This is a genomic window from Paenibacillus paeoniae (assembly GCF_003388735.1).
GTDB classification, from domain to species: domain Bacteria; phylum Bacillota; class Bacilli; order Paenibacillales; family Paenibacillaceae; genus Pristimantibacillus; species Pristimantibacillus paeoniae.
Window position 1 is genome coordinate 76,401 of the sequence record NZ_QUBQ01000004.1, and the last position, 26,728, is coordinate 103,128.

General features: G+C 52.0%; 28 protein-coding genes. 10 read left to right on the forward strand and 18 right to left on the reverse strand.

Going from position 1 to position 26,728, the window contains the following annotated elements; genetic code table 11:
• The first annotated feature begins 372 nt into the window (after positions 1-372).
• The 5 genes from DX130_RS18730 to DX130_RS18750 all read left to right on the forward strand — a co-directional run bounded on the left by DX130_RS18730 (position 373) and on the right by DX130_RS18750 (position 5,386).
• Positions 373-876 (forward strand): hypothetical protein, encoded by a 504-nt coding sequence (locus tag DX130_RS18730; RefSeq protein WP_116047980.1) that lies wholly within the window; start codon positions 373-375, stop codon positions 874-876.
• A 50-nt stretch (positions 877-926) separates the two neighbouring features.
• On the forward strand, positions 927-1,412 hold the full coding sequence (locus DX130_RS18735; RefSeq protein WP_116047982.1) for a hypothetical protein: 486 nt from the start codon (positions 927-929) through the stop codon (positions 1,410-1,412).
• 63 nt (positions 1,413-1,475) lie between these two features.
• Entirely contained in the window at positions 1,476-3,764 is a 2,289-nt protein-coding gene (locus tag DX130_RS18740) for an ATP-binding protein (RefSeq protein WP_240644586.1), read from the forward strand.
• A 25-nt stretch (positions 3,765-3,789) separates the two neighbouring features.
• Positions 3,790-4,476, forward strand: a complete 687-nt coding sequence (locus DX130_RS18745) for a futalosine hydrolase (RefSeq protein ID WP_116047983.1) — start codon at positions 3,790-3,792, stop codon at positions 4,474-4,476.
• A 58-nt stretch (positions 4,477-4,534) separates the two neighbouring features.
• Positions 4,535-5,386: a 1,4-dihydroxy-6-naphtoate synthase gene (locus tag DX130_RS18750; protein ID WP_116047985.1), complete on the forward strand. Its 852-nt coding sequence runs from the start codon at positions 4,535-4,537 to the stop codon at positions 5,384-5,386.
• A gap of 77 nt (positions 5,387-5,463) precedes the next feature.
• On the opposite strand, the gene DX130_RS18755 is transcribed toward DX130_RS18750, so the two are convergent.
• Positions 5,464-5,790, reverse strand: a complete 327-nt coding sequence (locus DX130_RS18755; protein WP_116047987.1) for an ArsR/SmtB family transcription factor — start codon at positions 5,788-5,790, stop codon at positions 5,464-5,466.
• 1 nt (position 5,791) lies between these two features.
• Entirely contained in the window at positions 5,792-6,217 is a 426-nt protein-coding gene (locus tag DX130_RS18760) for an SRPBCC family protein (protein ID WP_116047988.1), read from the reverse strand.
• 265 nt (positions 6,218-6,482) lie between these two features.
• On the opposite strand from DX130_RS18760, the gene DX130_RS18765 reads away from it, so the two are divergent.
• Together DX130_RS18765 and DX130_RS18770 are read left to right on the forward strand one after the other, a co-directional pair.
• Positions 6,483-7,049: a beta-class carbonic anhydrase gene (locus tag DX130_RS18765; protein WP_116047990.1), complete on the forward strand. Its 567-nt coding sequence runs from the start codon at positions 6,483-6,485 to the stop codon at positions 7,047-7,049.
• A 139-nt stretch (positions 7,050-7,188) separates the two neighbouring features.
• Complete coding sequence (locus tag DX130_RS18770) at positions 7,189-7,968, forward strand: hypothetical protein (RefSeq protein ID WP_116047992.1); 780 nt, start codon at positions 7,189-7,191, stop codon at positions 7,966-7,968.
• 198 nt (positions 7,969-8,166) lie between these two features.
• Here DX130_RS18770 and DX130_RS18775 read toward each other — a convergent pair whose 3' ends face one another.
• The 11 genes from DX130_RS18775 to DX130_RS18820 all read right to left on the reverse strand — a co-directional run bounded on the left by DX130_RS18775 (position 8,167) and on the right by DX130_RS18820 (position 18,977).
• Positions 8,167-9,354 (reverse strand): anhydro-N-acetylmuramic acid kinase, encoded by a 1,188-nt coding sequence (locus DX130_RS18775; RefSeq protein ID WP_116047994.1) that lies wholly within the window; start codon positions 9,352-9,354, stop codon positions 8,167-8,169.
• A gap of 22 nt (positions 9,355-9,376) precedes the next feature.
• Entirely contained in the window at positions 9,377-9,535 is a 159-nt protein-coding gene (locus tag DX130_RS26545) for a hypothetical protein (protein ID WP_165861361.1), read from the reverse strand.
• 6 nt (positions 9,536-9,541) lie between these two features.
• Positions 9,542-10,471 (reverse strand): N-acetylglucosamine kinase, encoded by a 930-nt coding sequence (locus tag DX130_RS18780; RefSeq protein WP_116047995.1) that lies wholly within the window; start codon positions 10,469-10,471, stop codon positions 9,542-9,544.
• Between the two features lie 24 nt (positions 10,472-10,495).
• Positions 10,496-11,638 (reverse strand): exo-beta-N-acetylmuramidase NamZ family protein, encoded by a 1,143-nt coding sequence (locus DX130_RS18785; RefSeq protein ID WP_116047997.1) that lies wholly within the window; start codon positions 11,636-11,638, stop codon positions 10,496-10,498.
• Positions 11,639-11,662: 24 nt separating this feature from the next.
• Positions 11,663-12,370 carry a PIG-L deacetylase family protein gene (locus DX130_RS18790; protein ID WP_116047999.1) on the reverse strand — a complete coding sequence of 236 codons (708 nt, stop codon included), beginning with the start codon at positions 12,368-12,370 and terminating at the stop codon, positions 11,663-11,665.
• Between the two features lie 2 nt (positions 12,371-12,372).
• Entirely contained in the window at positions 12,373-13,347 is a 975-nt protein-coding gene (locus DX130_RS18795) for a GNAT family N-acetyltransferase (protein WP_116048001.1), read from the reverse strand.
• 75 nt (positions 13,348-13,422) lie between these two features.
• On the reverse strand, positions 13,423-14,283 hold the full coding sequence (locus tag DX130_RS18800; protein ID WP_116048003.1) for a carbohydrate ABC transporter permease: 861 nt from the start codon (positions 14,281-14,283) through the stop codon (positions 13,423-13,425).
• A gap of 18 nt (positions 14,284-14,301) precedes the next feature.
• Positions 14,302-15,201 (reverse strand): carbohydrate ABC transporter permease, encoded by a 900-nt coding sequence (locus DX130_RS18805; protein WP_116048005.1) that lies wholly within the window; start codon positions 15,199-15,201, stop codon positions 14,302-14,304.
• Positions 15,202-15,367: 166 nt separating this feature from the next.
• Positions 15,368-16,819, reverse strand: a complete 1,452-nt coding sequence (locus DX130_RS18810; protein ID WP_116048006.1) for an ABC transporter substrate-binding protein — start codon at positions 16,817-16,819, stop codon at positions 15,368-15,370.
• A gap of 57 nt (positions 16,820-16,876) precedes the next feature.
• Positions 16,877-17,791, reverse strand: a complete 915-nt coding sequence (gene murQ / locus DX130_RS18815; protein WP_116048008.1) for an N-acetylmuramic acid 6-phosphate etherase — start codon at positions 17,789-17,791, stop codon at positions 16,877-16,879.
• Between the two features lie 322 nt (positions 17,792-18,113).
• A complete protein-coding gene (locus tag DX130_RS18820; RefSeq protein ID WP_116048010.1) occupies positions 18,114-18,977 on the reverse strand; it encodes a MurR/RpiR family transcriptional regulator in 864 nt (287 codons plus the stop codon).
• A 208-nt stretch (positions 18,978-19,185) separates the two neighbouring features.
• On the opposite strand from DX130_RS18820, the gene DX130_RS18825 reads away from it, so the two are divergent.
• The 3 genes from DX130_RS18825 to DX130_RS18835 all read left to right on the forward strand — a co-directional run bounded on the left by DX130_RS18825 (position 19,186) and on the right by DX130_RS18835 (position 22,479).
• Positions 19,186-20,469 (forward strand): 6-phospho-beta-glucosidase, encoded by a 1,284-nt coding sequence (locus DX130_RS18825; protein ID WP_116048012.1) that lies wholly within the window; start codon positions 19,186-19,188, stop codon positions 20,467-20,469.
• A gap of 30 nt (positions 20,470-20,499) precedes the next feature.
• Positions 20,500-21,498 carry an N-acetylglucosamine kinase gene (locus tag DX130_RS18830; RefSeq protein ID WP_116048014.1) on the forward strand — a complete coding sequence of 333 codons (999 nt, stop codon included), beginning with the start codon at positions 20,500-20,502 and terminating at the stop codon, positions 21,496-21,498.
• Positions 21,499-21,729: 231 nt separating this feature from the next.
• Positions 21,730-22,479 (forward strand): uracil-DNA glycosylase family protein, encoded by a 750-nt coding sequence (locus DX130_RS18835; RefSeq protein ID WP_116048015.1) that lies wholly within the window; start codon positions 21,730-21,732, stop codon positions 22,477-22,479.
• A gap of 34 nt (positions 22,480-22,513) precedes the next feature.
• On the opposite strand, the gene DX130_RS26550 is transcribed toward DX130_RS18835, so the two are convergent.
• The 5 genes from DX130_RS26550 to DX130_RS18855 form a co-directional block, all read right to left on the reverse strand.
• Positions 22,514-22,690: a hypothetical protein gene (locus DX130_RS26550; protein ID WP_165861362.1), complete on the reverse strand. Its 177-nt coding sequence runs from the start codon at positions 22,688-22,690 to the stop codon at positions 22,514-22,516.
• 147 nt (positions 22,691-22,837) lie between these two features.
• On the reverse strand, positions 22,838-23,740 hold the full coding sequence (locus DX130_RS18840; RefSeq protein WP_116048017.1) for an NAD(P)/FAD-dependent oxidoreductase: 903 nt from the start codon (positions 23,738-23,740) through the stop codon (positions 22,838-22,840).
• 174 nt (positions 23,741-23,914) lie between these two features.
• Positions 23,915-24,859, reverse strand: a complete 945-nt coding sequence (locus tag DX130_RS18845) for a nucleoside hydrolase (RefSeq protein ID WP_116048491.1) — start codon at positions 24,857-24,859, stop codon at positions 23,915-23,917.
• Positions 24,860-24,884: 25 nt separating this feature from the next.
• On the reverse strand, positions 24,885-25,802 hold the full coding sequence (gene rbsK, locus DX130_RS18850; protein WP_116048018.1) for a ribokinase: 918 nt from the start codon (positions 25,800-25,802) through the stop codon (positions 24,885-24,887).
• Positions 25,799-26,716: a nucleoside hydrolase gene (locus DX130_RS18855; protein WP_116048020.1), complete on the reverse strand. Its 918-nt coding sequence runs from the start codon at positions 26,714-26,716 to the stop codon at positions 25,799-25,801. Before DX130_RS18855 ends, rbsK begins: the two co-directional genes overlap by 4 nt.
• Between the last annotated feature and the right edge of the window lie 12 nt (positions 26,717-26,728).

The window sequence follows — 26,728 nt, forward strand, 5'->3', positions numbered from 1 at the left end:
ACCTCCCTACCATTTTGTACCTTAATTGTAGCGTTTTCATAGGTACTGGGATAGAGGTGTAAAATGTCGTTTCATAGGAAGTTTTTCCGCTTTTCCATGCGGTTTTTGCCGCTTGTCCGCCTCCCCCGTCTGAGGTCTAGGTAAAGGATGAGACTCACGCAGGTTCCAAGCAAATCGCTCAAGGGATACGATATTAACGAAAGCAATTGAACAGGAGGATTATTTGCAGGCCAGCGCTGTATGATACAATTAATGGAATTATATTCCTTAAGACGGCGTAATGACGCATAATCATCCGAAATAGGGCAGCTTAGCTTTGAACGGGCCCTCTTATCCTATATAATTATAATGAAGAACGGAGTGTTCATCAGTATGAAAATCAAAACGATTGGCGGGGTTCTCCTGCTGCTGCTTGGCATTATTTTGCTTCTGAATCAAGGCGAGACCTTTGGTCCGGGCAAAATCTTTACGTACTTCTGGCCGTCCCTGTTCGTCATCCCGCTCGGATTGTTTTTCCACTGGCTGTATTTCAGCGTAACGGAACGCCGGGCCTCTGGACTGCTTATTCCAGGCGGCGTGCTGCTTACTGCAGGTTTTGTCTGCCAGATCGCCATGCTGTTCGGCAACTGGGCATACATGTGGCCGGGGTTCATTCTGGCGCCGGCAGTCGGGCTGTTCGAGTTCTACTGGTTCGGCAACCGCAACAAGTGGCTGCTTATCCCGATTAATATTTTGACCGTACTGTCGCTGCTATTCTTTATCGTCTTCTCCTTCAGCTCGCTCTTTGACGTGCTGCTGACGAAACAACCGTACTTCGCCATCCTGCTTATTATCGGCGGTGCGGCCATTCTGACGCTGCGCAAGAAATCTGACTGAGAGACGGCACTGATAATAGCCCGACCATCCAAGGAGGATTAACCTACATTATGCTTAACTTTGATCAAAAGCTTGCTATTATCACGTCCTTTCCTGAGCTTCAGCGAAAGGACGTTTCGCTTGGGCGCGTAAACTTTCATTATGAAGAAAGTGTCCATGAGAAAAAAACCGTCGTCTACCACCTTCATCCGAACGGGAACGGTTTCGTCTTCGCCGGTCTGCTGGATGGCGTTGATGCCGACGCGAAAGGACTCGTCAACATTCGCGACTATGACGAGGAAGAGCTTAAACAATTGATTGCCCGTTCTATTGCCTCACTGTCTGCAACGGACACAGAGGAAGCCCAGCCAGCGGAGGAAGCTGGCTATCGCCCTTCACAAGCCGAATTCTGGCGCGGAGCCGGCGGCACCCGCCTCACGCTGCTATTCCAGGACGATCTATGGTACGTCTATGCCGGCAAAGAGCTGGATATGGCATTCGAGACGTATGACGAAGCGACGCAGTATTTGGCAGATGAAGGGTTTCGACGCGAGTAGACAGGAATTTGCCCTCCCGTTGTCTAATTGTATGAAGACAACTAGATTTCGGGAGGAACATCCGTGTCCATCAAAGCCAAGCTATCCGTGTCCATCTCTGCAATCGTAGCTGCGATTCTTGCTTTAAATATTATGTTTTCCTATATTAGCACCAAGGTGGCGCAAGAAGCCGCCCTAGAGCAGCAGATTCAGTCGATCGTCGAACAGCTGGGTGTTACACTCGAAGTGATAGAGACGACTCGTGAAGCCATGGACGCCGAGCTCGGTCAGAAGCTTCGCATGGCAGCTATCGTTGTGAAAGAGAAGCTCCATCCTAATATTAAATTTGTGAGCAATGAACAATTAGTCTCTCTGAGCAAAGAACTGAATCTGGACGATATTACGCTATGGCAAAGAATCGACGGCGAAGTCGTCTCCGTCCTCTCCTCCAACCCGGAGGAGATTAATCTAAGCTCCAAGACCTGGGATTATTGGGACAGAGCCTTCCACCAGCTTTTTGATCTGAAGGACGTATCCGTAGGCAAAGGAGATGCTCTCCAACATTACTGGTCCGGGCCTATCAATTACGCGGTGTCTGATCCTACTCAGATTAACAAATGGGGCTATTTCTTTGACGGAACAACCAATTACATGATCAATACGATCATCAATACGGATGAAAATTTTTCATTCGATCTAGTTGGCGGCACTACTGATGTGATCGCCAAGCTCAAGACCCAGCAGCCAAGCTTGCTGGAGGTAACCGGGTTCGACCCGCAGTTTTTTGGAACAAAGCCGATTATTAAGATGAAGAAAGGGATTCCCGTCTACAATTTGGACGTTCGGGACATCCCTTTTGGCCAATACGAATACCGCAACACCCAAGACGATACGCTGTTTATTCAAACGGTGCTGAAGGACGGCGGCATGCAGACCGGGAAGTATACGATCAATGGCAAAGAGGTGCTGCGCAGCTTCATTCCGCTTAAGATCAACGCTGACAAAACCTATGTCATCGGCGTCGCCTTCGACAAAGCGGAGCTGAAGGAGCCTATCCACAGGCAACTGCTTGCCCATGTATTGATTTCTTTATGTCTTCTCATGTTTGCGATGCTTGCCAGTTATTTTATCGCGGGTTATATGCTCCGCTCGCTGAATCAGATCATACACAAAGTAAATGCGATCGCTGACGGAAAGTTTGACGTAAGCATCTCCATCCAGAACAAGGATGAGCTAGGCTTGCTTGCTTCACGCGTCAACTCCATGGGCGTTCGGTTGTTGAACTATACGACACAATTGAAGGAAACCGCCCGGGAGCTGCAAAGCACCAAACAATATTTGGAATCCTTTGTCAACCATACATCGGATGCCATTCATGTTGTCGATCTGGACGGCCATATTATCCAGGTCAATCATGCTTTTGAGGCGATCTATGGCTGGAGCAGCGAAGAAGTAACGGGTCAGTTGCTGCCTAACTTGCCCAATAGCCAGTTTGAATCGCATGAAATCCTGATTGCCACGATTATGGAGGGCGGCTCAGTCACCGACTTCGAGACGGTTCGTTATACGAAGGACGGCGGACTCATCGACGTATCCATTACGATATCGGCTATTCGGGATGAACTGGATGAAATTATGGCCATTGCAACGATATCCCGGAATATAACATCGCGTAAGCAATCCGAAGAGATGATAAGGCGGTCTGACAAGCTTGCCGTTGTTGGCCAGTTGGCCGCCGGAGTCGCCCATGAGGTGCGCAATCCGCTCACAACGCTGCGCGGGTTCGTCCAGCTTCAGAAGCAGACCGGTTCGCTATCCATGTCGCATCTGGACCTCATGTTATCCGAGCTGGATCAAATCAATATGATTGTGAGCGAGTTCCTTGTTCTCGCTAAGCCGCAGGCGATCCGGCATGATTACTTGAATGTAGGCGATCTGCTTAAGGATATCGTCATGCTGATGGATTCGGAGGCGCGGATGAACAAGGTTAATTTGACCATTCATCAAATTACGGATATTCCCGTCATCAGTGGCGTAGGAAGCCAATTAAAACAAGTATTCGTCAATATGATCAAAAACGGCGTAGAAGCTATGCCTGATGGCGGCGAGCTGACAATCGAGCTGTCCGCTGCCGAGGATAGCCACGAGATGGTGATCCGCTTCACCGACCAGGGCCTCGGCATTACGGAGGAAGACATGGCGCGTCTCGGAGAACCTTTCTTCACGCGGAAAGAAGGCGGCAATGGTCTTGGCGTTATGATCTGCCAGCAGATCATTCGCAATCATAATGGCAAATTGAGCTATCGGAGTCTGGTCGGCGAAGGAACTTGCGTGGAAATTCGTCTGCCTATGAACAAGGCGGCGGAGATTTAAGCTTAACTGCAAAGGAGTAATCAACATGTCTCAACTTCTCACGAGCGATAGTATGGAAACGCGCATTTTAGTCGTTACTGCTGTAGAAGCCGAGCGGGAAGCTGTTCTTCGCGGCCTGTCAGCAGCCTCCACTGCGAGGTTTGATGTGATCGCAGGCGGCGTCGGGCCTGCTGCAGTAGCGGCACGAACAGCAACGTTGCTAGCAAGCTCCAAAGGAACCTATAACCTAGTTGTCAGTGCCGGAATCGGCGGTGGATTCCCTGGCCGAGCCGGAATCGGAGAGTTGGTGTTGGCCGATGTGATGGTGTCGGCCGATCTAGGCGCGGAGACGCCTGACGGCTTCCTGAGCGTGGACGAGCTTGGCTTCGGCTCATCCCGAATCTCCTCCGACATGGAATGGAATCAGAGGCTCTTGGCCCAACTATCGAACGCCGCTCTGACATGTACGCTTGCTCCCATTCTAACCGTCTCTTCGGCGACGGGTACGGCGGCGACAGCCAAGCTCCGTGAGCGACTCGTGCCTGGAGCCGCCGCAGAAGGCATGGAGGGCTTCGGCGTAGCAATTGCTGCGGCACAGCATGGCCTGGCCGCTACGGAGCTGCGCGCCATCTCTAATGCGGTGGGACCACGGGACCGATCCGCGTGGCGAATCGGCGAAGCGCTCAAGGCGCTGGAGAACGCCTTTGGCGCCTTCGCTTCCATCACACCATGAGGGAGCTTCCCCATGATCAGATTTATACATCAAAGAGTTGCAGAGGGAGGGAAATGATGTGAATCAACAACTTCAGATTGCCTATTCGCCTTGTCCCAATGATACATTTATATTCCACGCTTGGGCCAATGGATTGCTGCCGGACGCGCCCCTGCTTGACGTAACCTATGCGGACATCGATATTACGAACCATCTGGCTGCCCGTCGCGAGGGACCGGAAGTCATGAAAATCTCCTATGCCGCTTTGCCTTGGGTGCTTTCGGATTACCGTCTGCTTCCATGCGGAGGCGCGCTTGGCAGAGGCTGCGGACCCCTTGTATTAACACAAGGCGGCAGCGATTCAATAGATGGAACGACTCTAACCGGCAAGCGCATCGCCGTTCCAAGCGAACGCTCAACTGCTTATCTGCTGTTCCGGCTATGGGCAGCCCAGCAAGTTCCAGGCGGTGTAGGCGAGATCGTCATTATGCCCTTCCACGAAATTATGCCGGCCGTCCGTGACGGCAAGATTGACGCTGGCCTTGTCATCCATGAAGCCCGCTTCACGTATGGCCGTTATGGACTTCATAAGCTCGCCGATCTGGGCAGCTGGTGGGAAGAAGATACAGGTCTGCCGATTCCGCTTGGCGCCATTATCGCTCGCCGCTCGCTAGACGCAGATGCAATTAGCGGGTGGATTCGCTCATCGCTCCAGCATGCCTGGAACGATCCCTCTGCCTCTACAGCATATGTGATGGCTCACGCACAGGAATTATCGCCTGACGTTGCACAATCGCATATCGAGTTATATGTCAATTCCTTCAGCCATGATCTGGGTGAAGACGGCTACGGAGCCATTGAAGCATTGCTGGGTCGCGCAGCCAAGCTTGGGCTTGTGCCGGAGTTCGATCTGCGGCTATTAAGAGAATAGGCAGTTCGCTTTATATCATGAATAGGGTCCCGTCGGCTGCGAAGCTGACGGGACCTTTCTGCATCCTTGATGCAAGACTAGTTATTCTCTTCCTCCACATATTGCTTGAGGGCAGCCAGCTTGTTGTCCCAATATCTCTCGAAGTAAGCAAGCCATTGCTGCAGCTCGCGCAGCGGCTCGGCCTCCAGCCTATACCTCGTCTCTCTGCCTACCTTGCGATCCTTGACCAAGCCGGCCTCCGCCAAAACACGCAAATGCTTGGACACAGCTGTCCGGCTCATGGGGAACTGTACGCTTATAACCGTGACAGGCAGTTCACCGTCACCAAGGAGATGCAGCAGCTTCCGTCTCGTGGGATCAGCAATGGCTTGGAAGACATCATACTTTGGCAATGTCTCTCCCATATCAGCCCTCCACAGTCTGGACAAGCTTCTGCAAGATGCCTACCCAGCCGCCAGCCATTCTCTCCCGGACAACAGTGTGCTTCTCTCCGAAAGCGGTAGCCGTATCCTCATTCCAGCCACCATGAATAAGCGTAAACCTGGTGTCCTCGCCCATCTCCTCCAGTTGAAAGGTCACCGTCCAATCCTTGTCCCAGGAGAATACTAAACGGTTGGGCGGATCAAGCTCCAGCACCTTGCATAGCGATTGCCCGAATGGCCCCGCGTTTAAATGAAACTCGTGCCCCAGAATCGGTTCGAAGTTGTTCGGCATGAACCAGACGGCGATACCTTCCGCTGTAGCGACTGCTTTCCATACTTTCGCAATAGGAGCTTTTATCATCACTTCCTTGACTACATCGGTCAGGGCGTCCTGTTGTTGATGCGACATACATTTTCCCTCCTGAAATGATAAATATGAAGCTAGTATTGCACGATTAACCTGACTCATCTGTTTCATCGCCGGTTTTATGCTGTAAAACTATGTTTCGCCAACTAAATGAATAATTACGAAACCTTTTGGTTTCGTTTCACAACTATATGACACCCTAAGGTTTCCTGTCAACAGTCTTTCATTGACGAGCGGCGTCATTGTATGAATAATAGATAAAAAGCACGATCTGTACGAGTTTCCATTGCTAAAAGGAGGATCACCCATGTCTATCGTTTCACAATTGATGGCATTCAACAAAACATTCGTCGAGGAAAAGCAATACGAGGCTTACTTGACGGACAAGTTCCCGGAGAAAAAAATCGCCATCCTTACCTGTATGGACACCAGACTCGTTGAGCTCCTTCCCAAAGCGCTTAATCTTCGCAACGGAGACGCCAAGTTTATTAAAAACGCTGGCGCTATCCTGACGCAGCCTTTCGGGAGCGCCATGCGAAGCATTCTGGTCGCGGTGTACGAGCTTGGCGCACGCGAGGTGCTCGTTATCGGTCATCATGGCTGCGGCATGACGAACCTGGATACCAAGGGCATGATCGAGAAGTTCAGCCAGCATGGCATTGATCCGCTCGCACTAGAGACGCTGGAGAACTCCGGCATCCGTATGGAGAAGTTCCTTCGCGGCTTCAGCAGCGCAGAAGAAGGCGTGATGCACAGCGTCCGCATGATTCGCAACCATCCTCTATTCCCGAAAGCGATCCCCGTTCACGGATTCGTTATCGATCCGGGTACGGGTGAACTGGAAGTTATCGTCGAGGACTACAGAGCAGAGTAAGCTATTGGCTGCAAAAAAGCTGCCTAATAACCGGACATTACGTCCCGTTTGCCAGGCAGCTTTTTTTATGGTGCGCAATCGCATCTGATTCGTTAGAGAACACCGGATAAGACTAGATATACGGAAAGGAGGCCGGCATATGCTCATCAGAAAAGCTATTGCATCTTATTTGACCTCATTTGCTGTCGTCATCTACATGTCCTTGGTTCTTACCGGAGTAGAGGCGCATGCAACTTTCCCTCGTTTCGATCAATTCATGACATGGACAACCTTTATTAGCTTATATGTATTTCCTATCGTACTCATATACGGCTCGCTCATATCGATGGCGATGGAGGTGGTCACGAACCGGCGCGTGCATAGCCGCACGCTGGAGATCGTGCTTCCGATTGCCGGACATCTGCTGTTCGGCACCCTGCTCAGTATTCCATTCCGGTCGGCCAGCTTTACCTGGCTTTGCCTTTCGGCTGCCTTTCTATACTGGCTGACAGATCGGCTCTTTGCCTGGAGTGACGAACGGGGATGGAGAAGAAAGGGCATACTGCTCGCCCTCGCTCTGCCGCTCGTCTTCATCGCGATCATCGGCCTTCTCTCTCTCTGGAACGACAAAACGCCCGTGCAGCAGCCGTTCACGAAAGAAGCTGCTGTTCGAACCGCTACATCCGGCACTAGCGGAACTGAGCTGGATGTGTTCCCGAAGCAAATAGGAGCCACCCAATTGGAGCTGAACGGCTATAAAGTGACTCGTGAAACATCCGTTGCTCGAATCGGCGATGAACAATATGAGGTAACCTTCCGAGAACAATGGAGCAAAGACGATGAGGAAGAAAGTCGCTCGATGATCTATTCTGTCACTCGCGGCGGCATCACCTTAAAGAATAGCGAAGGCAGCGTCCCACCTTATGTGAAGGATCCTTGAAGCCTCTCGCACGACCGACGACCGATACTTTTCCACAGCAAAAAGAACCTTCGACTTTACCCGTTCAGATGAGGCAAGTCTCCCTGATCAGCCTTTGGCTAAACCACAGGTTTATGCCGTTGCTGCTCAAGGAGCGCATCACTCGGGAAGCTCGAACGTTCTTTTCTTTTTGTGCTGGAGTAAGGGGAGCAGAATCAGTTACGGCAAAGCCAGCTTGCCCATTACCGTCGGATAAGCCGCCCCGGTAGCGGCCGGCACATTGTTCGGCTCGCCGCGCAGGAAGCTATGACCAAGCAAGGCGAAAATCACAGCTTCCTTGGCATCGTCCGCAAGTCCCAGCGATCCGGCATTCATAATGGCCTGCTCCGGCAGCAGCTGGGCCAGTGTAGCCATAAGCGTGCGGTTATGAGCCCCGCCACCGCTGACGATCACTTCATCAATCCGGCAGCGCGGCACAACAAGCTCCTTGCACGCATTGGCGATGGAATGAGCCGTGAATGCCGTTGCAGTCGCTACCGTATCCGCGCCATCCAATCCGCGCTCTTCCGCTCTGTGCAAGAATGCCTCAGTATACGCAGCGCCGAACAGCTCCCTTCCCGTCGACTTCGGCGGGAGCTGGCGGAAGTAAGGATGCGACAGCAGCTCAGCGAGCAGCTCCTCATCCGGCGTGCCAAGAGCCCCCCATGCGCCGCCCTTGTCGTAGCTTAATCGTCCGTCGGTGAGCGTGAGAACCGTCTGGTCGATAATCATATTGCCTGGCCCGGTATCGAAGGCAAATACCTCATCCAGCCCCGCCCCTGGAGGCAGTGCCGTACAGTTGCCAATGCCGCCGATGTTCTGCAGCAGCCTTCCCTTGTCCGGAGCTCCGAACAGGATCAAGTCGCCGTACGGCACTAGAGGGGCTCCTTGGCCGCCGACAGCCATATCCGCTGGTCTGAAGTCGCCTGTTGTGAGCCATCCCGTCCGCTTCGCAATAACCGATAAGTCGCCGATCTGCAAGGTGGATCTACGCAGGTAATCATCCTGCCCTGTCTCTTCCGGCATATGCCAGATCGTCTGTCCATGCGAGCTGACGAAATCAATCTCCTCCTTCGCCAGTCCCGCCTCGCGCGCTGCTTCCATCGCCGCTTCAGCGAATAATTCGCCCATATAGACGTTCATTCCGCATATGTTCATGACATTGGATGTAGCAGGATCGCATAGTTCTTTGATCCTCCCACGCAATTGCTCAGAATAGGGCTTTGTATAATAATGCAATAGGCGAACCTTGGATTGCAGTCCGCTTCCTTCGATCTCGACCACAGCGGCATCCACCCCGTCCAGCGATGTACCAGACATTAACCCGATGCCAATAACAGAAGATTTCTCCGCCAACCCCGTCAACATGCTTCGCCACGCTCCTCTTCGTTCATCTCCAGCGCTGTCTGCCCTTTATTTTGGTTCCGAGCGCCCCATTCCGTACAGCAAGAGGCCGACAGATCGTTCTGCCGGCCTCTTCATGCTTCAGCTTATGCCGGAACTGTCCGTGCGGACGGAACCCTGCGTCCGCACGGTACACTGCAGCCAATGCCGTCTATACTTCCCTATTGCCCTGCAGCTTCTCAAGCGCGAGCAATACGGCGCCGTAGGAGGCGTCCCGCTTCGGCTCGATACAGCTCAGCTTCGGCTGCAGGCGACCCATCGTCTCCACGAGCATCCCCCTAATAGGACGGTTGCGCGTCAGTACGCTGCCCAGCAACGCCAGCTCCCCGTCATGCAAGGCAAGTCGCTCGATGACAGCCGATGCTGTCTCCGCGAGATCATCAGCGTTCTTCTGCGCGATGCGCAGAGCTGTTCTGTCGCCGCTCTCGCAAGCTTCCGATAAGAGAGGCGCTATAGCGGCGATCTCTTTCTTATTCCGATTTTTGTCATAGACAAACCCTACGATCTCACGAACGGAGCTTATTCCCAGTCGATTGTATACCAGTTCCGTGATGATAGAGGACTCCGCGCGGCCATCAGACGCGCGGACCACTGCCGTCAACAGGTCGCGGCCAATGCTATAGCCGCTGCCCTCATCGTCAATAAGATGGCCGAAGCCTCCAGCACGATGGGTATCACCGCTTGGGCTGCGACCGTAAGCAATAGAACCAGTGCCCGCAATTAGAACAGCACCGTACAACCCGTCATGCGCGCCGCATAGAGCAGTCTCATGATCGCCTACCAGCACCAGCTCGCCCGGATAGCCGCCTTCACGCAGACCCGAGGTCATCAGACCGCTTACAACCGGATTGCTGATGCCCGCCGCACCCAGGCAGATGACCGAGCAGTCAGCAAGCCCGCCTGGCAAAGCCCGGCCAATCTCCGCGCAGATCTCGGCAAGCGCCGCTCTTACGCTAGCCTCGTCCTGACCGTTATAGTTCAAGGCGCCTACAGCAAACTCGTGTACAATCGATCCACTCTCATCCGCTATCGCAACCGCCGTCTTCGTGCCTCCGCCATCCAGTCCCGCAACGTATCTCATGTTCCAATCACTCCGGCTTCGTTATCATTCATATAAGTGAAATTGAGCCTTGCGCACCTCGAAGGAACGACTTTCCTCGCGGAACTGCTCCAACAGTGCCGGAACATCCACCGATTCCGCACGATATGCCTGATCCCCGCACAGCAGATCGATGAACGGTCTTCCGTTCTCCTTCACAGGAGGCAGGAAGACAAATTCCGCGAATAGCTTCTTCACGGTAAACAGCAGTTCGACGCCCAGCTCCACCGGCCTCAGCGCCCGCTCATCCAGTACATGCGCATACACGCCTCTGCACAGCTCACCCTCATGCTTCGAGAAGGTCGGCTTGAAGTAAGATGGGCGGAAATAGACGCCCGGCAAGCCTTTGGCATTCATCTCCTTCGCGAGCAGCTCCGCATCTACGAATGGAGCCCCGATCAGCTCGAATGGAGCTGTCGTGCCGCGTCCTTCGGACAGATTCGTCCCCTCGAACAGACAAGTGCCCGGATAGAGCAGTGCCGTATGGAACCGAGGAATGCCCATGGAAGGCGGTATCCATGCACGTCCCGTCTCCGGGAACGTCATCTTGCGGTTCCACCCCTCGCAAGGCACAACATGTAGCTCGGCGTTCAGATTCATCTCGCTGTTGGCCATTATAGCCACCTCGCCGGCTGTTAACCCGTAACGCACAGCGAGCGGATAATTGCCTACAAACGATGTGAATCCTTCCTTCAGCACATTCCCCTCTACCGTCACCCCATTGAGCGGATTGATCCGATCCAGCACGACAAGCGGCTTGCCTGCCCTCGCACAGTCTTCCAACGCATAGAGCATCGTGTAGATAAACGTATAATAGCGCGCGCCAACATCTTGAATATCATAGACGACCATATCAACAGCGTCCAGCATCTCCGGCGTCAGTCGTTTGGAATCCTTGCGGTACAAGCTGTACACCGGCACGCCAGTCGCGGGATCCTCATACGTATCTACCAAGGCACCCGCAGCCAGATCGCCCCGAACGCCGTGTTCAGGAGAGAACATAGCTGCAAGATGAAATTTCTCATGCAAAATATCAATCGTCGAGCGGAACTCCGCATTCAGCCCTGTCGGCGCTGTGATGAGACCAAGACGTCGGCCTCTGAAGAGATCCGCATATGCATCGATATTGTCAATTCCGTTTCGTATCATCAGCTTCACCTCTTGATCCCTGTATTACAGCTCGGATTGACGCAAGCGCATCGTCTCCGCTGGAATCATGAATGTCTCCGCATATTCCTTCCTGGCTTCCAGTCCTCTTACGCGGGCAAGAGACTTGTAATAATCCATGTAGTTGAAAGACTTGCTGCCCGTCACGAACCAGTGTGTGGACAGCGCTTTGATCCATAGGTCGAATGCTTCTTGGTTGAAGTCCACATAGACATACGGCACGTAGTCAACCGCATCCTCCCAGTTCTCGCCATAATACAGCTTCGCTGCAAAGTGTGGCGGATGCTCACGCTCCATGGCTCGCAGACCGGCGAAGAAACGTGCATCGTTGACAATACGATGTGTCGTTGCATGATCCTTATGCATGCTGTTGCAATGATGCGTAATGATAATGTTCGGTTTCACTTCACGGATCACGTCACAGACACGCAGACGAATCTCTTGATCATCCGGAACTTCGCCATCCGGAATCTCGAATACGCGTGCTTCGCCACCCAGCATGTTGGCGAAGGTATGGGCTTCACGCACCTTTTGCTCCCGGTATTCGTTCACGTCCTGCCAGTCCGGCACGCCGCGCTCCCCAGCTGTCAGAGCCAGCGTCGCGATTTTGTCGCCTTTCAAGCAATGGCTCGCAAGCACGCCTCCAGCTACTAATTCCACGTCACCTACATGGGCCCCAATGCCCAGAATCGTAATCGGTTCTCTTTCACTCATGGTTATGCAAGCTCCTTCCTCATGATAGCGAATGTTTTCACAGTCTGGAATCCGGCTTTCTCATAAATGCGAATGGCAGGATTGCTGCTGCCCGTATATAAGGACATATAATCAGTACCCATATTCTGAAAGGCTTCGCATAGACGGAAGAATAGGCTTGAGCCAAGCCCATGGCCCTCATGCTGAGGCATAACCCCGATCCCGGCAAAATAGCCGCGTCCGTTAGGCTGCCTGATGACCGGTCCCGCAAAGCCGACGGCCTTTCCTTCATGCGCTGCAATAACAACTGGCGTCCCCGACTCCGCGCTGCTTCCAATCTCTCTCTTCCACAACGGGTTGCCAAGCGTCTCCAGCATATCGGCAACACTCGTATGCTTAGCCATATCCAGCAATTCTACGGTATAGCCGTCGGCTGCCGCTTTCTCTTCCTTCGCGATCATGCTCTCCGGCACCTCAAAGGCTCCTAGCTTCAAATACATCGCGCATTGTGTCGCTCGTTCAGCGTACCCCTCCTGAATCAAAAAGGTATGCAGGCCGCTGTCGACAGGCACGCCGGGCGCATTATTATGCTCATGGCGCTCCGTATTGGGGATGTACCACGGCAATGGCATGGGATTAAAAAACAACATCTCTGCCTGCCGCTTGCCCAGCTCCAAGAAGCGGACTTCCAGAGCTTCCAGCAACCCGGTATATCGATCCTGCTTGGCTGAAGCTGAACCCAAATTCACCACGATGCAGGTAATATATCCGGCTATGTCGCCTAGCGGAAGTTCATCTCCTGTACAGCCGCAGGCAAAGCCCGTTACCCGGCCTGCCTCCAGCCATACGAACGTGCAAGTTGGATCGAAGCTGGCATGATCCGTGAAAATACGAGAAAAGTCCTCTTCCGTCATCTCCTTGTAGCCGTCCTTAACGGCTTCCTTATTCCACAAATCGATCACTTCCGAGCAGTATCGCTCATTCCAGGTTTCAATCATGCTGCTTCTCCCCTTCCTTGAACCGCACCTAATACCAAGGCTGCGGCAGGAGCCGCAGCCTTGTCAGTGTGCATGTTAACCTTTGACCGCGCCGACTGTTACACCCTCCAGGAAGTAACGCTGCAGGCTGAAGAACAGTATGAACATCGGAACCGCAGAGATGGTCGCGCCCGCCATCATCGGAGCAAAGTACGTTGTGTTGGCGAAACGGAAGTTTTTCAGACCGACCTGAATGGTCTGCATATCCATCGTGTTCGTAACCAGGAACGGCCAGAAGAACGTATTCCAATTTTCCATGAACGTCAGGATTGCCATAACGGCCATGACGGTTTTGGACAGGGGCATAATAATTTTAGTCAGAATTTTGAACTGACTTGCACCCTCTACCTTGGCGCTTTCCAATATTTCATTTGGAATGGAGCTCATGAACTGCTTCGCAAGGAAGATATTATAGACCGTAACGAGCGACGGCAGAATAAGAGCTTGATACGTATTCTGAATCTCGAAAATGTTCACAATCAGAATGTACAGCGGCACTTGCGTAACTTGGTAAGGAATCATCATCGCAGCCAGCAATACGGCGAACAGCACCTTGCGTCCTTTGAAGTTGATCTTGCCGAACGCATAACCCGCCATCGTGGCAAATATGACGTTAGAAACCATAACGACAGTAGCCACGATCAAAGAGTTCAGTAACCAGCGATACGAGTACTCACTAAATTTGAAGAAAAATTTATACGATTCGAACGAGAACTTCCCGGGCCAGATGGAATAGCTGATTGCTCCGGCTTCAACGGGATCCCCGAAGGATGACATAACCATGAAATAGATAGGGAACAAAGTTGCTAACGCGAACAGCAGAAGGAGGACAACAATGATCGTGTTGCGTGTGTATCTGGCTGCGCGATTTCCCAAGTGGTTGTTAAACAGGGCCAATTCGGGTCCCTCCTTCTACTAGTATTCCACGTCTTTGCCCAGGAACTTGAACTGGATAAACGCGATGATGCCGATAATTAGGGCAAGAATAAGCGATTGAGCTGCCGCTTTGCCGAATTCGAAATATTTGAACGCGGTATCAAAGATAAGCAAGCCTACCATTGTGGTAGAATGGTCCGGTCCGCCTCCCGTCATCAGGTACGCATTCTGGAATACCTGGAAGGAGCCGATAACGCCGGTTACGAGCAAGAACAAAGTGGTTGGCTTCAGGCATGGAATGACGATATGCCACATCTTCTGCCAGAACGTTGCACCATCAATCTCCGCCGCTTCATAGTAGCTTTCGTCGATGCCGAGCAGCGCGGCTACATAGATGATGATGCTTGTTCCGTGGCTCGACAGCCAGGACATCAGTACGAGAGAGAACATGGATGTGGAGCTGGAGCCCAGCCAGTTCTGGTTCTCTATGCCAAGAAGTCCAATCAGTTGATTGAGTATGCCGCCTGGCATTGGATCATAGATCCATAGCCATACAACGGACAGAGCTACGCCGGAGGCAACAGCAGGCAAGTAATAGATTGCCTTGAACGTCGTCTGCGCCCATTTTTTAAGCGGCATAATCATGATGGCTACACCGAATGAAAGAATCAGCGCAACCGGAACCGTCAGTACCGTATAGACTAGCGTGTTCCACAAAGCTTTGCCGAATAGCTCGCTTTTGAAGATACTCGCGTAATTGTCAATTCCATTAAAGCTGGAGCCTAAAGGACGGTATTCTTGAAAGCTGATAAGTAATGCACTAATAACGGGATACGCTGTGAATAGCGCATATACGACAAGCGCTATCGCAATAAATCCATATGCCCAGGCGCCGTCGCCCTTATTAAGACGATTCTTGATGTTTGATGCTCGAGCCATCATGCAGGACTCCTTTCACTACCGCTAACTTCTCCGAAAACATAATCGGATAGCCTCCCGCTCAGGGCGGCTATCCGAGCGTTCATCTTGCCGAATTCTATCGGCGTTCAAAACCTCCGCTCAAACGCGGACACTCACCTTCGAATCACTTCGACCCAAGCAAGTTTTACTCTTGTACAACTCCATCCGCGCCAAAGGCGTCGATTGCAGCTTTCTTAACCGCTGCGTACATGTCTTCCGGCGAAATCTCGCCAGCAAGCAAAGCTTGAAGCTTCGGAATGACGACTTCATTTTCTACTTTGATCGCTTTCGCGCCAAGCTCTACCGGGATGTCTGGACGAGCCGGTGCAGCATGCTCCAGCATTTTCTCTACAGCTGCGATGTTGTCAGGATTGCGTGTGGACTCCATCGTTTTAGCAATTTCACGAGCGCTGTCTGTAATGTGAGCTGCGAACAGGTCCGCATTTGTTGTTGCTGCTACTTGACCGCTTGCCAGGAAGTACGCTGCTTTCACAATGTTTGCTTTATGCTCTTCTGTTGGTTCTTTCTTGCCGCGGAAGGCTACATATCCGTCTACAACAGCGTGGGATACGGCTTCTTGGCCCGCGAAGGAAGGCACAGGCAATACAAGGTAATCTACCGCGATGCTGTCCGCTACAGCGCTTCCATCATTGGCTTCGATTTTCTTGTTGTTTTGGTTAGCGGAGTTCTCGAATACCGCCAGGCCTTTACCCGTGATCATCGTTTGGCCTGTCAGGAACATGTTCCAGCGTTTGCCCGCATCAACGGAGCTCAGCTCTTTCGGCATGGAGCCGTCGTCGATCATTTGACGAATTGCTTTCAATACTTCCAGGTAGTTTTTGCTTGTATAGGAATACTTATGGTCCTTAGTGAACGGCGATGGCATACCTGCGTTTTTCACCAAAATGCTCAGGTAGTCTTTGGATGCTACGCCAGCTGTTGCGAATACGAAACCATAGCGCGTTTTGCCGTTTTCCGTAACCACGCCCGCTTTGATCGCTTCACGGAATTCTTCATACGTCCAGCCTTGTTGCTGTACTTTCTTCCAATCGATGTTCGCTTGCTCAAGCATCTGCTTGTTGCCGCCGATCGCATGAACTTCCATGTATGCCGGCATGCCGTACAGGCCGTCGCCGTTCTTCATGTATTCCAGCGGAGCTTCGTCGAAGTCAGCTGCCATCTCTGGTGTAACTAGGCCTTTAATATCCAGCAGCATGCCCATTTGCGCATACTTGGAGATGCCGTCGGAGCCGATGAAAGCAAGATCAGGAGGGCTGCCCGCATTCACTTGCGTATCCAGCTTTTGCGTCATGTCTTCCCAGCTTGCAGGTTCGATTTTCAATGTCAGGTTAGGATAAAGCTTGTTGAAGTCGGCTTCCATTTGCTTGAAGTTCTCTTGGTACTTTGGAGACACCGGCGGAAGAAGCGCCGTAATGGTGTCTTTAGCAGCTTCGCCTTCCGTTCCAGTGGAAGCGGACGGGCTAGGCGAGTTGCTTGGACCAGCATTGTTGTTGTTACTGGATCCGCAAGCGGAAAGTGCGCTTACAGAAAGCATGAGAGCCAAAACAGTTGCAGCAAATTTCGTTTTTCTTTTCATTGCTAAGATCCTCCCTTTAATCATTTCATTCTATATACCCACATCCGGCCAAGCAACCTACATTACTTTAGCGCAAACGCGAATAGCTTTCTTCAGGCTGCCTCCGCATTGTGACAGCATCTTCCGAGCATCGTCAGCTTCAAGCCCGGATTTGATCATCATAATCGCAAGCTTGCAGTCCATGGACGCCTGTTGCAACGTTTCTTGTGCAGTATCATGGCTGGCTCCGGTTGTCGTCCTGATCATACGAACGGCCCGATCATATAGCTTCTTATTGCTGGCCCGCATATCGACCATCAAGTTGTTGTACGTCTTGCCCAGCTTCACCATCGTACCTGTCGTCAGCATGTTCAGCACCAGCTTCTGCGCTGTACCCGCTTTCAATCTGGTCGAGCCTGCAATCACCTCCGGTCCAACGACTGGCGCAATCGTAATCGAGCTCACTTCTCCCAGCTTTGTTCCTTTGTTATTCACGACACTGATGGTCAAAGCGCCAATCTCACCCGCTCTGCGCAATCCTTCGATTACAAATTCGGCGCTTCCGCTTGCCGATATGCCGATTACCGCGTCTTTGTTCGTCACACCAATTCGATCCATGAGTGCCTTGCCTTCTTCTCCATCGTCCTCGCAGCCTTCCACAGCGACCCGCAGTGCGATATCACCGCCTGCGATATGACCCTGTACCAGTGAGGGATCGGTTCCGAAGGTCGGCGGACATTCCGAAGCGTCAAGCACACCAAGTCTTCCTGATGTTCCCGCGCCGATGTAGAACATTCGGCCACCGCTTGCCAGCACCCGATGAAGCGCTTCCACAGCAGCTGCAATGTGAGACAGCTCCGCGGCAACCGCCGTAGGTACCGTCGCGTCTTCTTGATTGATAAGTTTCAACATTTGCTCCGTCGTCAACTCGTCAATCATAGCCGTCTCGGCATTAATCCCCTCCGTCGTTAAGCTTGCAAGATAGTCATTCATAGTGATTCCCCTAACGTGATCATGGCCTACGGTTCGTTTCCCTGTGTCAGCCCGTATGATCGTTTCATTTCTGTTGTATTTCTGACTCTATATTAAAACTTTTATTTCATCCTCGTCAATACATTTTGAAATAAATTTTTATATTGAAAATTATATTTGGCATTTTATATCATCATTTGTGCTTCCTGCACAGCCTTTGTCGACAATATCCCTCGGCGATCCCGGCAACATGCTGGATGATCACGCATTCTCGTAGAATGAAATAAAAAACCACCATCCAAAAGGACAGTGGTTAACATTCATGACCAGGTTGTCAGCCGCTTTATCTTCTCCGCTTGTTCGCAATGATGCTCCGGCTCTTCGATAGATACTTCTTCACTTGCTGATAGTCTGCGCTCGCCACCCCGGCGAATAACATATCAATAATCGTCAGCATGGCGATGCGCGAACCCATAGCTCCGCTTCGGATGGATATCTCCGGCGTTGAGATGCTTAGCAGTGTATCCGCACGGCTGGACAGCTCGCTCTTGCCGTATTTGGTAATCGCCACGATGTGCGCGCCATTCTTCTTCGCAATTTCAAGCGCATCCAAAATTTCGATCGTATCGCCCGAATTGGAGATAAAGATCGCTACATCTTCTTTGGACAGCAGCGCAGCCGCCGTAAGCTGACTATGCCCGTCTAGAAAAGCATGGCACATCATATTGATGCGCGTGAACTTCTGCTCTGCATCCTGCGCTACAAGTCCCGAAGCGCCGATCCCAAAGAAGATGATCCGCTTACTCGTACGCAGCGCATGAACAGCCCGCTCCACGGCCGACCGATCGAGCACGCTCAGTGTATCCTCGATAGAACGCATATTATTGCGACTGATGTTGGAGATGATCGTTGTAAGCTCATCGCCAGGCTGAATATCCGTATACTGATCGCCCGAATCTTCATCCATCGAACCGAGAGAAGCCGAGATGCTCACGATAAAGCTCCGGTAGCCATTGTATCCCATCGTCTTGCAGAAGCGCAGGACAGATGCATCGCTCGTCTTGCTCGCTTGCGCCAGGCTTTTGATCGACAGATGCGGGATCTCTTCTTTATTGGCTAATATATACTCCGCGACTAACCGTTCAACAGGCGTCAGACTGTCCTTGCGTTCGCGGATTTTAATCAAGACGTTATCATTAATCGCCATGTGCCGCTCCCTATTCCGTGTCATGTTTTCGCAACTAAATACTATACGTAATAGACACAAATTACAAGCACTTTTCGGCTCAAACGTTTGCACTCATCTCTATTTTTTAAAATTTTATTTCAAAACTTTTCAATCATATTGATATTTATTGTCGGAAATAGTGCCTCGTGTTATACTGGCCATACTAATGCAGCAAAGGATGAGTGACATGGAGAGAAAGCTTAAAATCGCGATTATCGGCGCTGGCAGCACGTATACGCCTGAACTTATGGAAGGCATCATCAAGAGGAAAAGCGCTCTTCCTCTTCACGAACTTGCCCTGATGGATATCGACGATAGAAAACTATCAATTGTCGGAGGACTGTGCGAGCGGATGACCGCCGCAGCGGGCATGAACTGCGGGGTCATCCAGACGCAGGATCTCGATGAAGCACTGCGCGGCGCAGACTTTGTACTCGGACAGATCCGTGTTGGCAAGCTGCCTGCGCGCGTCCTTGACGAACAGATTCCCCTCCAATACGGCTTGATCGGACAAGAAACATGCGGCATTGGCGGCTTCTTCAAAGCGATGCGTACGATCCCGGTTATGCTGGATATCGCAAAAAGAATGGAAGAGCTATGTCCTGACGCTTGGCTTATCAACTTCTCTAATCCAGCGGGTATCATTACCGAAGCGATTCTGAATCATACGAAGGTGAAAATGCTGGGCTTGTGCAACGTTCCGTATAATATGAACAAAAGTATTCGTGAAAGCATGGAGCTTCCGAATGCAGAGCTTACGTATGTCGGTCTGAATCACCTGAGCTGGATCACGGCGATTGAGCAAGACGGCAAGGACTATTTGAAGACGGCGCTGGATAGGGGTCTGAACAGCGAGACGATGAAGAACATTCCTTCCACTGGCTTCAGCAAAGAGCTTGTTCAGTTAGTCGGTGCCATTCCTTCCTCCTATCTTGAATATTATTACTACAAGGATAAGAAGCTGAAATTGTTGAAGGACGCGGAGCTGTCTCGCGGCGAGAAGTGCATGCAGATCGAAGAAGAACTGCTGGACATCTACTCCAACGCCAATCTGCATTCCAAGCCGGAGCTGCTCTCTTCCCGTGGCGGCGCCAACTATTCCGAAGTCGCAATCAGCTTGGTGGACGCCATCTTCAATGACAAGCAAGAAAAGCATGTCGTAAACCTGCTGAACCATGGCGCACTTCCGTTCATGGAAGACAACGATGCTATTGAAGTAACGGCTGTAATCGGCAAGGACGGCGCGAAGCCGATTGCCGTGCCTGACTTCGACAACAAGCATATCATCGACTATATGCGTATGGTAAAAGCTTACGAGCGCGAGACGGTCGCGGCGGCTGTAGAAGGAAGTGAAGCGGCGGCGATGCGCGCTTTGATGATGAACCCGCTGGTGGGCGACTATCAGACGGCGCATGATTGCTTCCATGAACTGAAGGAAGCGCATAAGGACTATTTGCCTCAATTCAAATAAATGCAGCACGAATAAGGAGCATGACCTGCTATGAAAGGTAATTATGTAATTGGCGTTGACGGCGGCAACAGCAAGACGGACTACTTCTTATTCCATCTAGACGGCACGTTCGTCGATCATATCCGCTCGGGCACATGCAGTCATGAGCAGTTCAAGGACAGCTATGCCGAGGCCTATCGCGTGATGAATGAACAAATTACACTGCTGCTATCAAGAAACGGACTATCGATGGAAGATGTAGCAACGGGAGCATTTGGCCTCGCCGGTGCGGACATCCCTGTCCAGAAGCGCAACCTGAATGAAGTGGTGGAGCGAATCGGCTTCACCTCCTATGCACTGGACAATGACTCCTTCCTTGGCATCAAAGTCGGCAGCGAGAAGGGCTACGGCATCTGCTCCATTAACGGCTCCGGCGTTTGCACAGGCGGCATCTCACCGACTGGGCAGCGCCTGCAAGTCGGCGGCGTAGGCAGCGAGCTATCTGGCGACGAAGGCGGCGGCTTCTATCTGACTCGCCGCGTTATTCGCGCGATCTATGATAGCTTCTACCGTCTCGCTCCCGAGACAAGCATGACAGAACCCGCCATGAAGCTGATTGGTGCTAGCGGCAAAGAAAACTTCATGGATCATGCGCTGGAGCAGTTGGTGACCCGCAAGCTTCCTTTCACGGATCTCGTTACATTGCTATTCGAATCAGCGGAGAACGGCGATCCTGTCGCATCGGTGATCGTGGAGCATTCCGCGCGCCAGCTCGCTTACTCCACCGTTGGCTGCATCAGTCATCTGGACTTTGACGAGCAGCCTGTCGATATCGTCATGGCCGGCTCGGTATGGGTGAAAGCAGCATCTCCCATCATGCGCGACCGCTACAAGCAATTCGTGTTGGAACTGACCGAACGCGCATGCCATTTCATTCTCCTCCAGGAGCCGCCAGCCGCAGGCGCAGTCATCTGGGCACTGGAACTCGCGCACGGCGGCGGTCCGCTAAGTGCGGAGCTGCGTAAAAAGATTATAGATGCGCTTCAATAGTTAAAACACCTCCTATGAGCAGCATGAGAAAATCCCCTAGCGACAAAGGTTCATCCAATGAACTCCGTTGTTTCCAGGGGATTTCCAGTTAATCCCCGTCATTCTGTACAGCTATCGCTCATTTTTTCTTTATAATAGACACAAACTAATCGGCAAGAGTTGTACGGTTTGGACTCCTGTTACTCCCAATCTATTTCAATGAAAATCTAGTGATAGAAAGTTGGCACATGAATGTCTCCTTCTCGAATTTCAACGTTTGCGCAACCAATTGCCCACCTGCCAGAACGAGCTTGGCAACGCGAAGACCTTCTAATCGATGACCTTTTACTGGAGCAAGAAAATGATCTATCCCTCTACTACGCGCCATACGATTACGTGAATCCTTCCGCCAGGGTCACTATCGTCGGCATTACACCAGGGTTTACGCAAATGTCGCTGTCGCTTCGCCAAGCAAAGGATGACTTGGCTTCTGGCATAAGCCTTGCGGACATCGATCGGCGAGCGAAATATGTAGCCAGCTTCGCCGGAACGATGCGCCGCCATCTGGTGGACATGCTGAATGAGCTTGGCTTGCCAGAGCTGCTGAATGTCACAGATAGCAGCGAATTGTTCGATACACACCGAGAGTTCATTCATACGACCTCTGTCATCCGTTACCCTCTATTCCGCAAAGGGGACAACTATACAGGCCATCAGCCTCGGATGTTGTCATCCGGCCTGATTCGCAAGTATGCTCTAAACGACTTTGCCAGCGAGCTTGCAGCCGTGCAGGACTCCGTCATTATTCCGCTCGGAAAATCCGTCTCGGATGTGCTGCGTTACATTGACGACGAACAGCCGCTCCCAGGGGAACGGCTTCATAAACGCTGCTTGTTCGACTTCCCCCATCCTTCCGGCGCGAATGGTCATCGCAAGAAGCAATTTGAATTACTGAAGGACCAACACCGTGAGATTTTACGGCACAAGCTGAACAATTCATGACTTAGGTATTGAGAAAGTCTGGATAATGGCCGGTTCAGTTCATACTTAAGATCAGCAACAAGGTAAACAATAGAATTAACCCTGTCAATAACGATCCCCAGCCTGTTTGGTTTGCTGTATTCTTTCCTTCTTTCATATTTTTCAGCAGCTTCACGGTATTGATATACAGCATCATGCCTAAAATCGGGATAATAAATACCAAATAAATCACCAAAACACGCCCCCCGAAAATGGCTCACCCTACTTGAAACAGCTGACGGATGGGACTCTCATTGAGAACTTTTATATTCAACTCTTCCATATCTGCCTATCCTTAAATATCCCGGGTTTTTGAAATCATACGAACCACCTATCCTTCTCAAAAATCCTCCTGGATTAAATCCGCGTTAATCCCGATCGCGGCCTTGCTGCCTTCTCCCGCCGCAATGACCGCTTGGGCAGGCGCGATGACGGAGGAATCACCGGCTGCGTAAACGCCGTATACACTTGTACGTCCAAGGCGGTCAGTCTGAATGCCGCCTTGCTCATTGGCTGCACAACCCAGCCAATCCCCGAACGGAGCAGCCTGCCGCCAGACTGGCGATACAAAGCCGCCGGAGCGCCGCACCTGCGCACCGCCCTCAAGCCGAATAGAATGAAGCTCCCCATCCTTTCCCTCCAACCCTGCGACTCGCCGTTTCGTGATCCGAATACCATGACTCTTCAACTGGTTCAGCTCTTCTTCATTTAACGTGCCTTCTGCACCGTTCGTACATAGGAGCAAATCCTTGCTCCATTGATACGCAAGCCTGGTCAGCGTGAATGCGTTCATGCCGTCAGCGATCACGATTAATGGGCGGTCGCGCAGCTCCCAGCCATCGCAATACGGACAATTGAACAAGCTCCGGCCATAAAAGCTGTCGATATCCGGCACCTGTGGCAGTGTCTCCCGAAGTCCCGTCGCCAGCAGCACTTTCCGAGCAGCATACCAGCTCCCATCCCCCGTCCCTATATGGAATCCGGCACCCGCGCGCCATATTTCCGTCACCCGTCTATGCTCCATTGCAACTGTCGGATAGGCGGCAAGCTCCCTCTGTGCCAGCCCTCTTAGCTTGCCAGGCGTTACGCCATCCCTGGTCAGGAAGCCATGTGTATGCTGAGTCACTGCATGACGCGGCTGATTATCGTCCAATACAATAACGCTTCTTCTAGCTCTCCCGAGCACCAGCGCCGCGTTTAATCCCGCCGGTCCGCCGCCGATAATGACGCAATCCACTGCCATGCTCCAACCACCCTTCATGTCCTTGCCCTGACTCTTCGAAAGTTCCCATCTGATTATGTATATCGAAGGCCGGGGCGCGTCATGCTTTCATGAACAGCAATTGAGAGCAAAAAAATAACCCGTGCATCAGCACGGGCATAAAACAAGGAATATACAATAGCTCTACCTACAATCTTATATAAAAGCGTGCAATAAGCGATCGACCGCAAGCGCAGCATCCACATTCGTACATACGTTAATCGGTGAGCCAATCAGCGATTTGCGGCGCAAATCGGCTACCGTCATGCCCGAGCACAGTTCGCTATCGCATACGACCTTCACATTCATCTGTTGCGTGGTCACGATCGATGGATCTTCCGCTATCAGTATGGTAAGTGGATCATGAATCGGAGCTGCATCGATAAAGTAATTGCTGGAACGATAGAAATCAAAATAGAATCGGTGCGATTCCCGAATGAAATTCACCATCTCATCATTTTCTTCCCCGCATGCTTGCTGCAGCCTGTCCAGATGCTCGCCCGTCAGCAGCGTCTTCATCGTCACGTCGAGACCGACCATCGTGAGCGGAACGCCGGAATCAAATACAAGCTCAGCCGCTTCGGGATCTCCCCAAATGTTAGCCTCCGATACCGGTGTAACGTTGCCGGGAACGGCTACAGCCCCACCCATCACGTACACATGCTTGATGCGCTGGCATACGTCAGGATCCTTCTCTATCGCGTGCGCCAGATTCGTCATCCGACCTAGCGTCACTAGAATCAACTCGCCTTCCAGCTCATGCGACTTACGCAATATAAAGTCTGCCGCCGCTTCGTCCAGTACCTGCTGTGCAGAAGCCGGAATCTCCACATTGCCGATGCCGTTCGCTCCGTGAACGTGCGTTCCGAATTGGGGGTTGCCCCGCTTCAGCGGCTTACCCGCTCCCTGTGCTACGGGCACCTCGTAAGATGGAGCAGCCAATTGAATCATTCTTAGCGTATTGTCTGTTGCCTTCTCCACGTTAATATTGCCGAATACCGTCGTTATGCCTTCAACCTTAATGGAAGGCGATTTCAATGCGTATAGAATGGCAAGCGCGTCATCGATGCCTGTATCCGCATCGATGATCATTTTTTTCATCTGTCTCACATGCAGCCCTCGCTATTCATTCATGAAAATATGTCTCTACATCCGCCATCGTCGGCATTCCGTCCTGCGCCCCGAACTTCGTAACGGCGAGTCCGGACACCTTGGCGGCAAAAGCAACTGCGTCTCCAATTCCACGGTCCGCGCTTATATCATAAGCCAATCCCGCGTTAAATGCATCCCCTGCTCCGGTTGTATCGACAACTTCCATGCGATAAGCAGACTGGCGCTGCAGCGAGCCGTCTCTGCGCTTCCACAGCGACCCTTCCGAACCTAACGTCGTTACGACGCAGTGAACCCCGCTATCCAGCAGCTTGTCGACCGCCTCTTCCAGCGGGCGCTCATCGAGATCAATCCCGGTCAGAGCTTCAAGCTCTGTACGATTCGGCGTCATGACATGAACCCGTCTCAGCAGACTCTCCGGCAGCGGACGCGCCGGCGCCGGATTCAGAATGACGAATTTGCCGTGCTTCTCTGCCAGCGCCGCAGCATATTCCACCGTTGCAAGCGGAACCTCCAGCTGCAGCAATACCGCATCCGCCGCTTGAATGAGCGTTTCAACCTGCTTGACGTCACGTGCCTCCAGCTTGGTGTTCGCCCCAGGCACCACAACGATATTATTCTCGTCCGGTGTCAGCGTAATCGAGGCAGTGCCAGTAGAAGCTTGCTCTGTAATTTTAATATAGTCGCAGTTCACGCCATTATCGGCCATCGCCGTCATAAGTGTACGACCGAACGAATCGAGACCCACCGCGCCGACCATAGTTACCTGTGCGCCCAGGCGAGCCAGGGCAACCGCCTGATTGGCGCCTTTGCCACCGGATATGAAGTGAAGCTCGTCGCCCAGAATCGTCTCTCCGCCCCCCGGGAATCGGGAAGTCTTTACGACAATATCCATATTCATACTGCCTACGACGACGATATTGGGCTGCTTCATACTCCGTTAACCTTCCTGTCGACCAACCGCTCCATCAACAGCGCTACCGCACGGGTATGATCAACATCCAGACAAACCTCGACGTTGCCCTTCTCGTCTAGTGTGCCAATCGTCTGACCAGTCTGCGGGCGATGGTCATAATCTACACGGATGTTCATGCGCTCCGTCCGGACAAGCGTACGATCAATCAATAACGCGATTGTGAGCGGATCGTGCATGAACGACTTCTCTTCCTTCGCAAAATCAAACCATTTGCTGATCATACGAGCCAGCGCCATATTCAGCGGATCGCCTGTAGCATGAAGCTTCGCTCGCTCCGCCTCCGTAATAATAACTTTAAGCGTTACATCCAGCCCAGCCATCAGAATAGGAGCGCCGCTGCGGAATACGAGCGAAGCCGCTTCCGGATCGCAGACGATGTTGTGCTCGACAATTCGCATATGCATGCCGTTGTCACCGAGACGGGTTACGCCGCCCATAATGACGATCTCCTTCACATTCTGGGCCACGCGAGGCTCGCGGATCAAACAAGCCGCAATGTTCGTCAGCGGGCCGATCGCTACAAGCGTAATTTCGCCAGGATTGCTCATAACCGTATCAATCATGAAGTCGACTGCATGCCGATCCTCATACGCCAGGTTGTCATCCTCAGCCAGAAGACCGTCACCCTCATGGCCAGCCATCCAGATCTCGCGGTTGCCCAGCAAGGTCTGGTTAAGGCCGGCATAGACGCGAACCTCCGGATGTCCGCCGTATTGCAGCATTTTTTTCGCCATGCGCGCACGCAGCTCTACGTTTCCATAGACCGTTGTCACGCCTTCGATTTGTATTTCTTCCGAATGCATCGCCAAGGCTAACGCCATTGCGTCATCCACGTCGCTCCCAATATCGGTATCTAGTATAATTCGTGCCATAATTGTCAGTCT

Coding starts and splice junctions, on each gene's coding strand:
- DX130_RS18770 (WP_116047992.1), top strand. CDS start 7,189: ATGCTCATCAGAAAAGCTATTGCATCTTATTTGACCTCATTTGCTGTC.
- DX130_RS18835 (WP_116048015.1), top strand. CDS start 21,730: ATGTCTCCTTCTCGAATTTCAACGTTTGCGCAACCAATTGCCCACCTG.
- DX130_RS18845 (WP_116048491.1), bottom strand. CDS start 24,859: ATGAAAAAAATGATCATCGATGCGGATACAGGCATCGATGACGCGCTT.
- DX130_RS18730 (WP_116047980.1), top strand. CDS start 373: ATGAAAATCAAAACGATTGGCGGGGTTCTCCTGCTGCTGCTTGGCATT.
- DX130_RS18760 (WP_116047988.1), bottom strand. CDS start 6,217: ATGTCGCATCAACAACAGGACGCCCTGACCGATGTAGTCAAGGAAGTG.
- DX130_RS18765 (WP_116047990.1), top strand. CDS start 6,483: ATGTCTATCGTTTCACAATTGATGGCATTCAACAAAACATTCGTCGAG.
- DX130_RS18810 (WP_116048006.1), bottom strand. CDS start 16,819: ATGAAAAGAAAAACGAAATTTGCTGCAACTGTTTTGGCTCTCATGCTT.
- DX130_RS18735 (WP_116047982.1), top strand. CDS start 927: ATGCTTAACTTTGATCAAAAGCTTGCTATTATCACGTCCTTTCCTGAG.
- DX130_RS18745 (WP_116047983.1), top strand. CDS start 3,790: ATGTCTCAACTTCTCACGAGCGATAGTATGGAAACGCGCATTTTAGTC.
- DX130_RS18825 (WP_116048012.1), top strand. CDS start 19,186: ATGGAGAGAAAGCTTAAAATCGCGATTATCGGCGCTGGCAGCACGTAT.
- rbsK (WP_116048018.1), bottom strand. CDS start 25,802: ATGAAGCAGCCCAATATCGTCGTCGTAGGCAGTATGAATATGGATATT.
- DX130_RS18795 (WP_116048001.1), bottom strand. CDS start 13,347: ATGATTGAAACCTGGAATGAGCGATACTGCTCGGAAGTGATCGATTTG.
- murQ (WP_116048008.1), bottom strand. CDS start 17,791: ATGAATGACTATCTTGCAAGCTTAACGACGGAGGGGATTAATGCCGAG.
- DX130_RS18790 (WP_116047999.1), bottom strand. CDS start 12,370: ATGAGTGAAAGAGAACCGATTACGATTCTGGGCATTGGGGCCCATGTA.
- DX130_RS18775 (WP_116047994.1), bottom strand. CDS start 9,354: ATGTTGACGGGGTTGGCGGAGAAATCTTCTGTTATTGGCATCGGGTTA.
- DX130_RS18755 (WP_116047987.1), bottom strand. CDS start 5,790: ATGGGAGAGACATTGCCAAAGTATGATGTCTTCCAAGCCATTGCTGAT.
- DX130_RS18830 (WP_116048014.1), top strand. CDS start 20,500: ATGAAAGGTAATTATGTAATTGGCGTTGACGGCGGCAACAGCAAGACG.
- DX130_RS18785 (WP_116047997.1), bottom strand. CDS start 11,638: ATGATACGAAACGGAATTGACAATATCGATGCATATGCGGATCTCTTC.
- DX130_RS18855 (WP_116048020.1), bottom strand. CDS start 26,716: ATGGCACGAATTATACTAGATACCGATATTGGGAGCGACGTGGATGAC.
- DX130_RS18780 (WP_116047995.1), bottom strand. CDS start 10,471: ATGAGATACGTTGCGGGACTGGATGGCGGAGGCACGAAGACGGCGGTT.
- DX130_RS18805 (WP_116048005.1), bottom strand. CDS start 15,201: ATGGCTCGAGCATCAAACATCAAGAATCGTCTTAATAAGGGCGACGGC.
- DX130_RS18840 (WP_116048017.1), bottom strand. CDS start 23,740: ATGGCAGTGGATTGCGTCATTATCGGCGGCGGACCGGCGGGATTAAAC.
- DX130_RS18820 (WP_116048010.1), bottom strand. CDS start 18,977: ATGGCGATTAATGATAACGTCTTGATTAAAATCCGCGAACGCAAGGAC.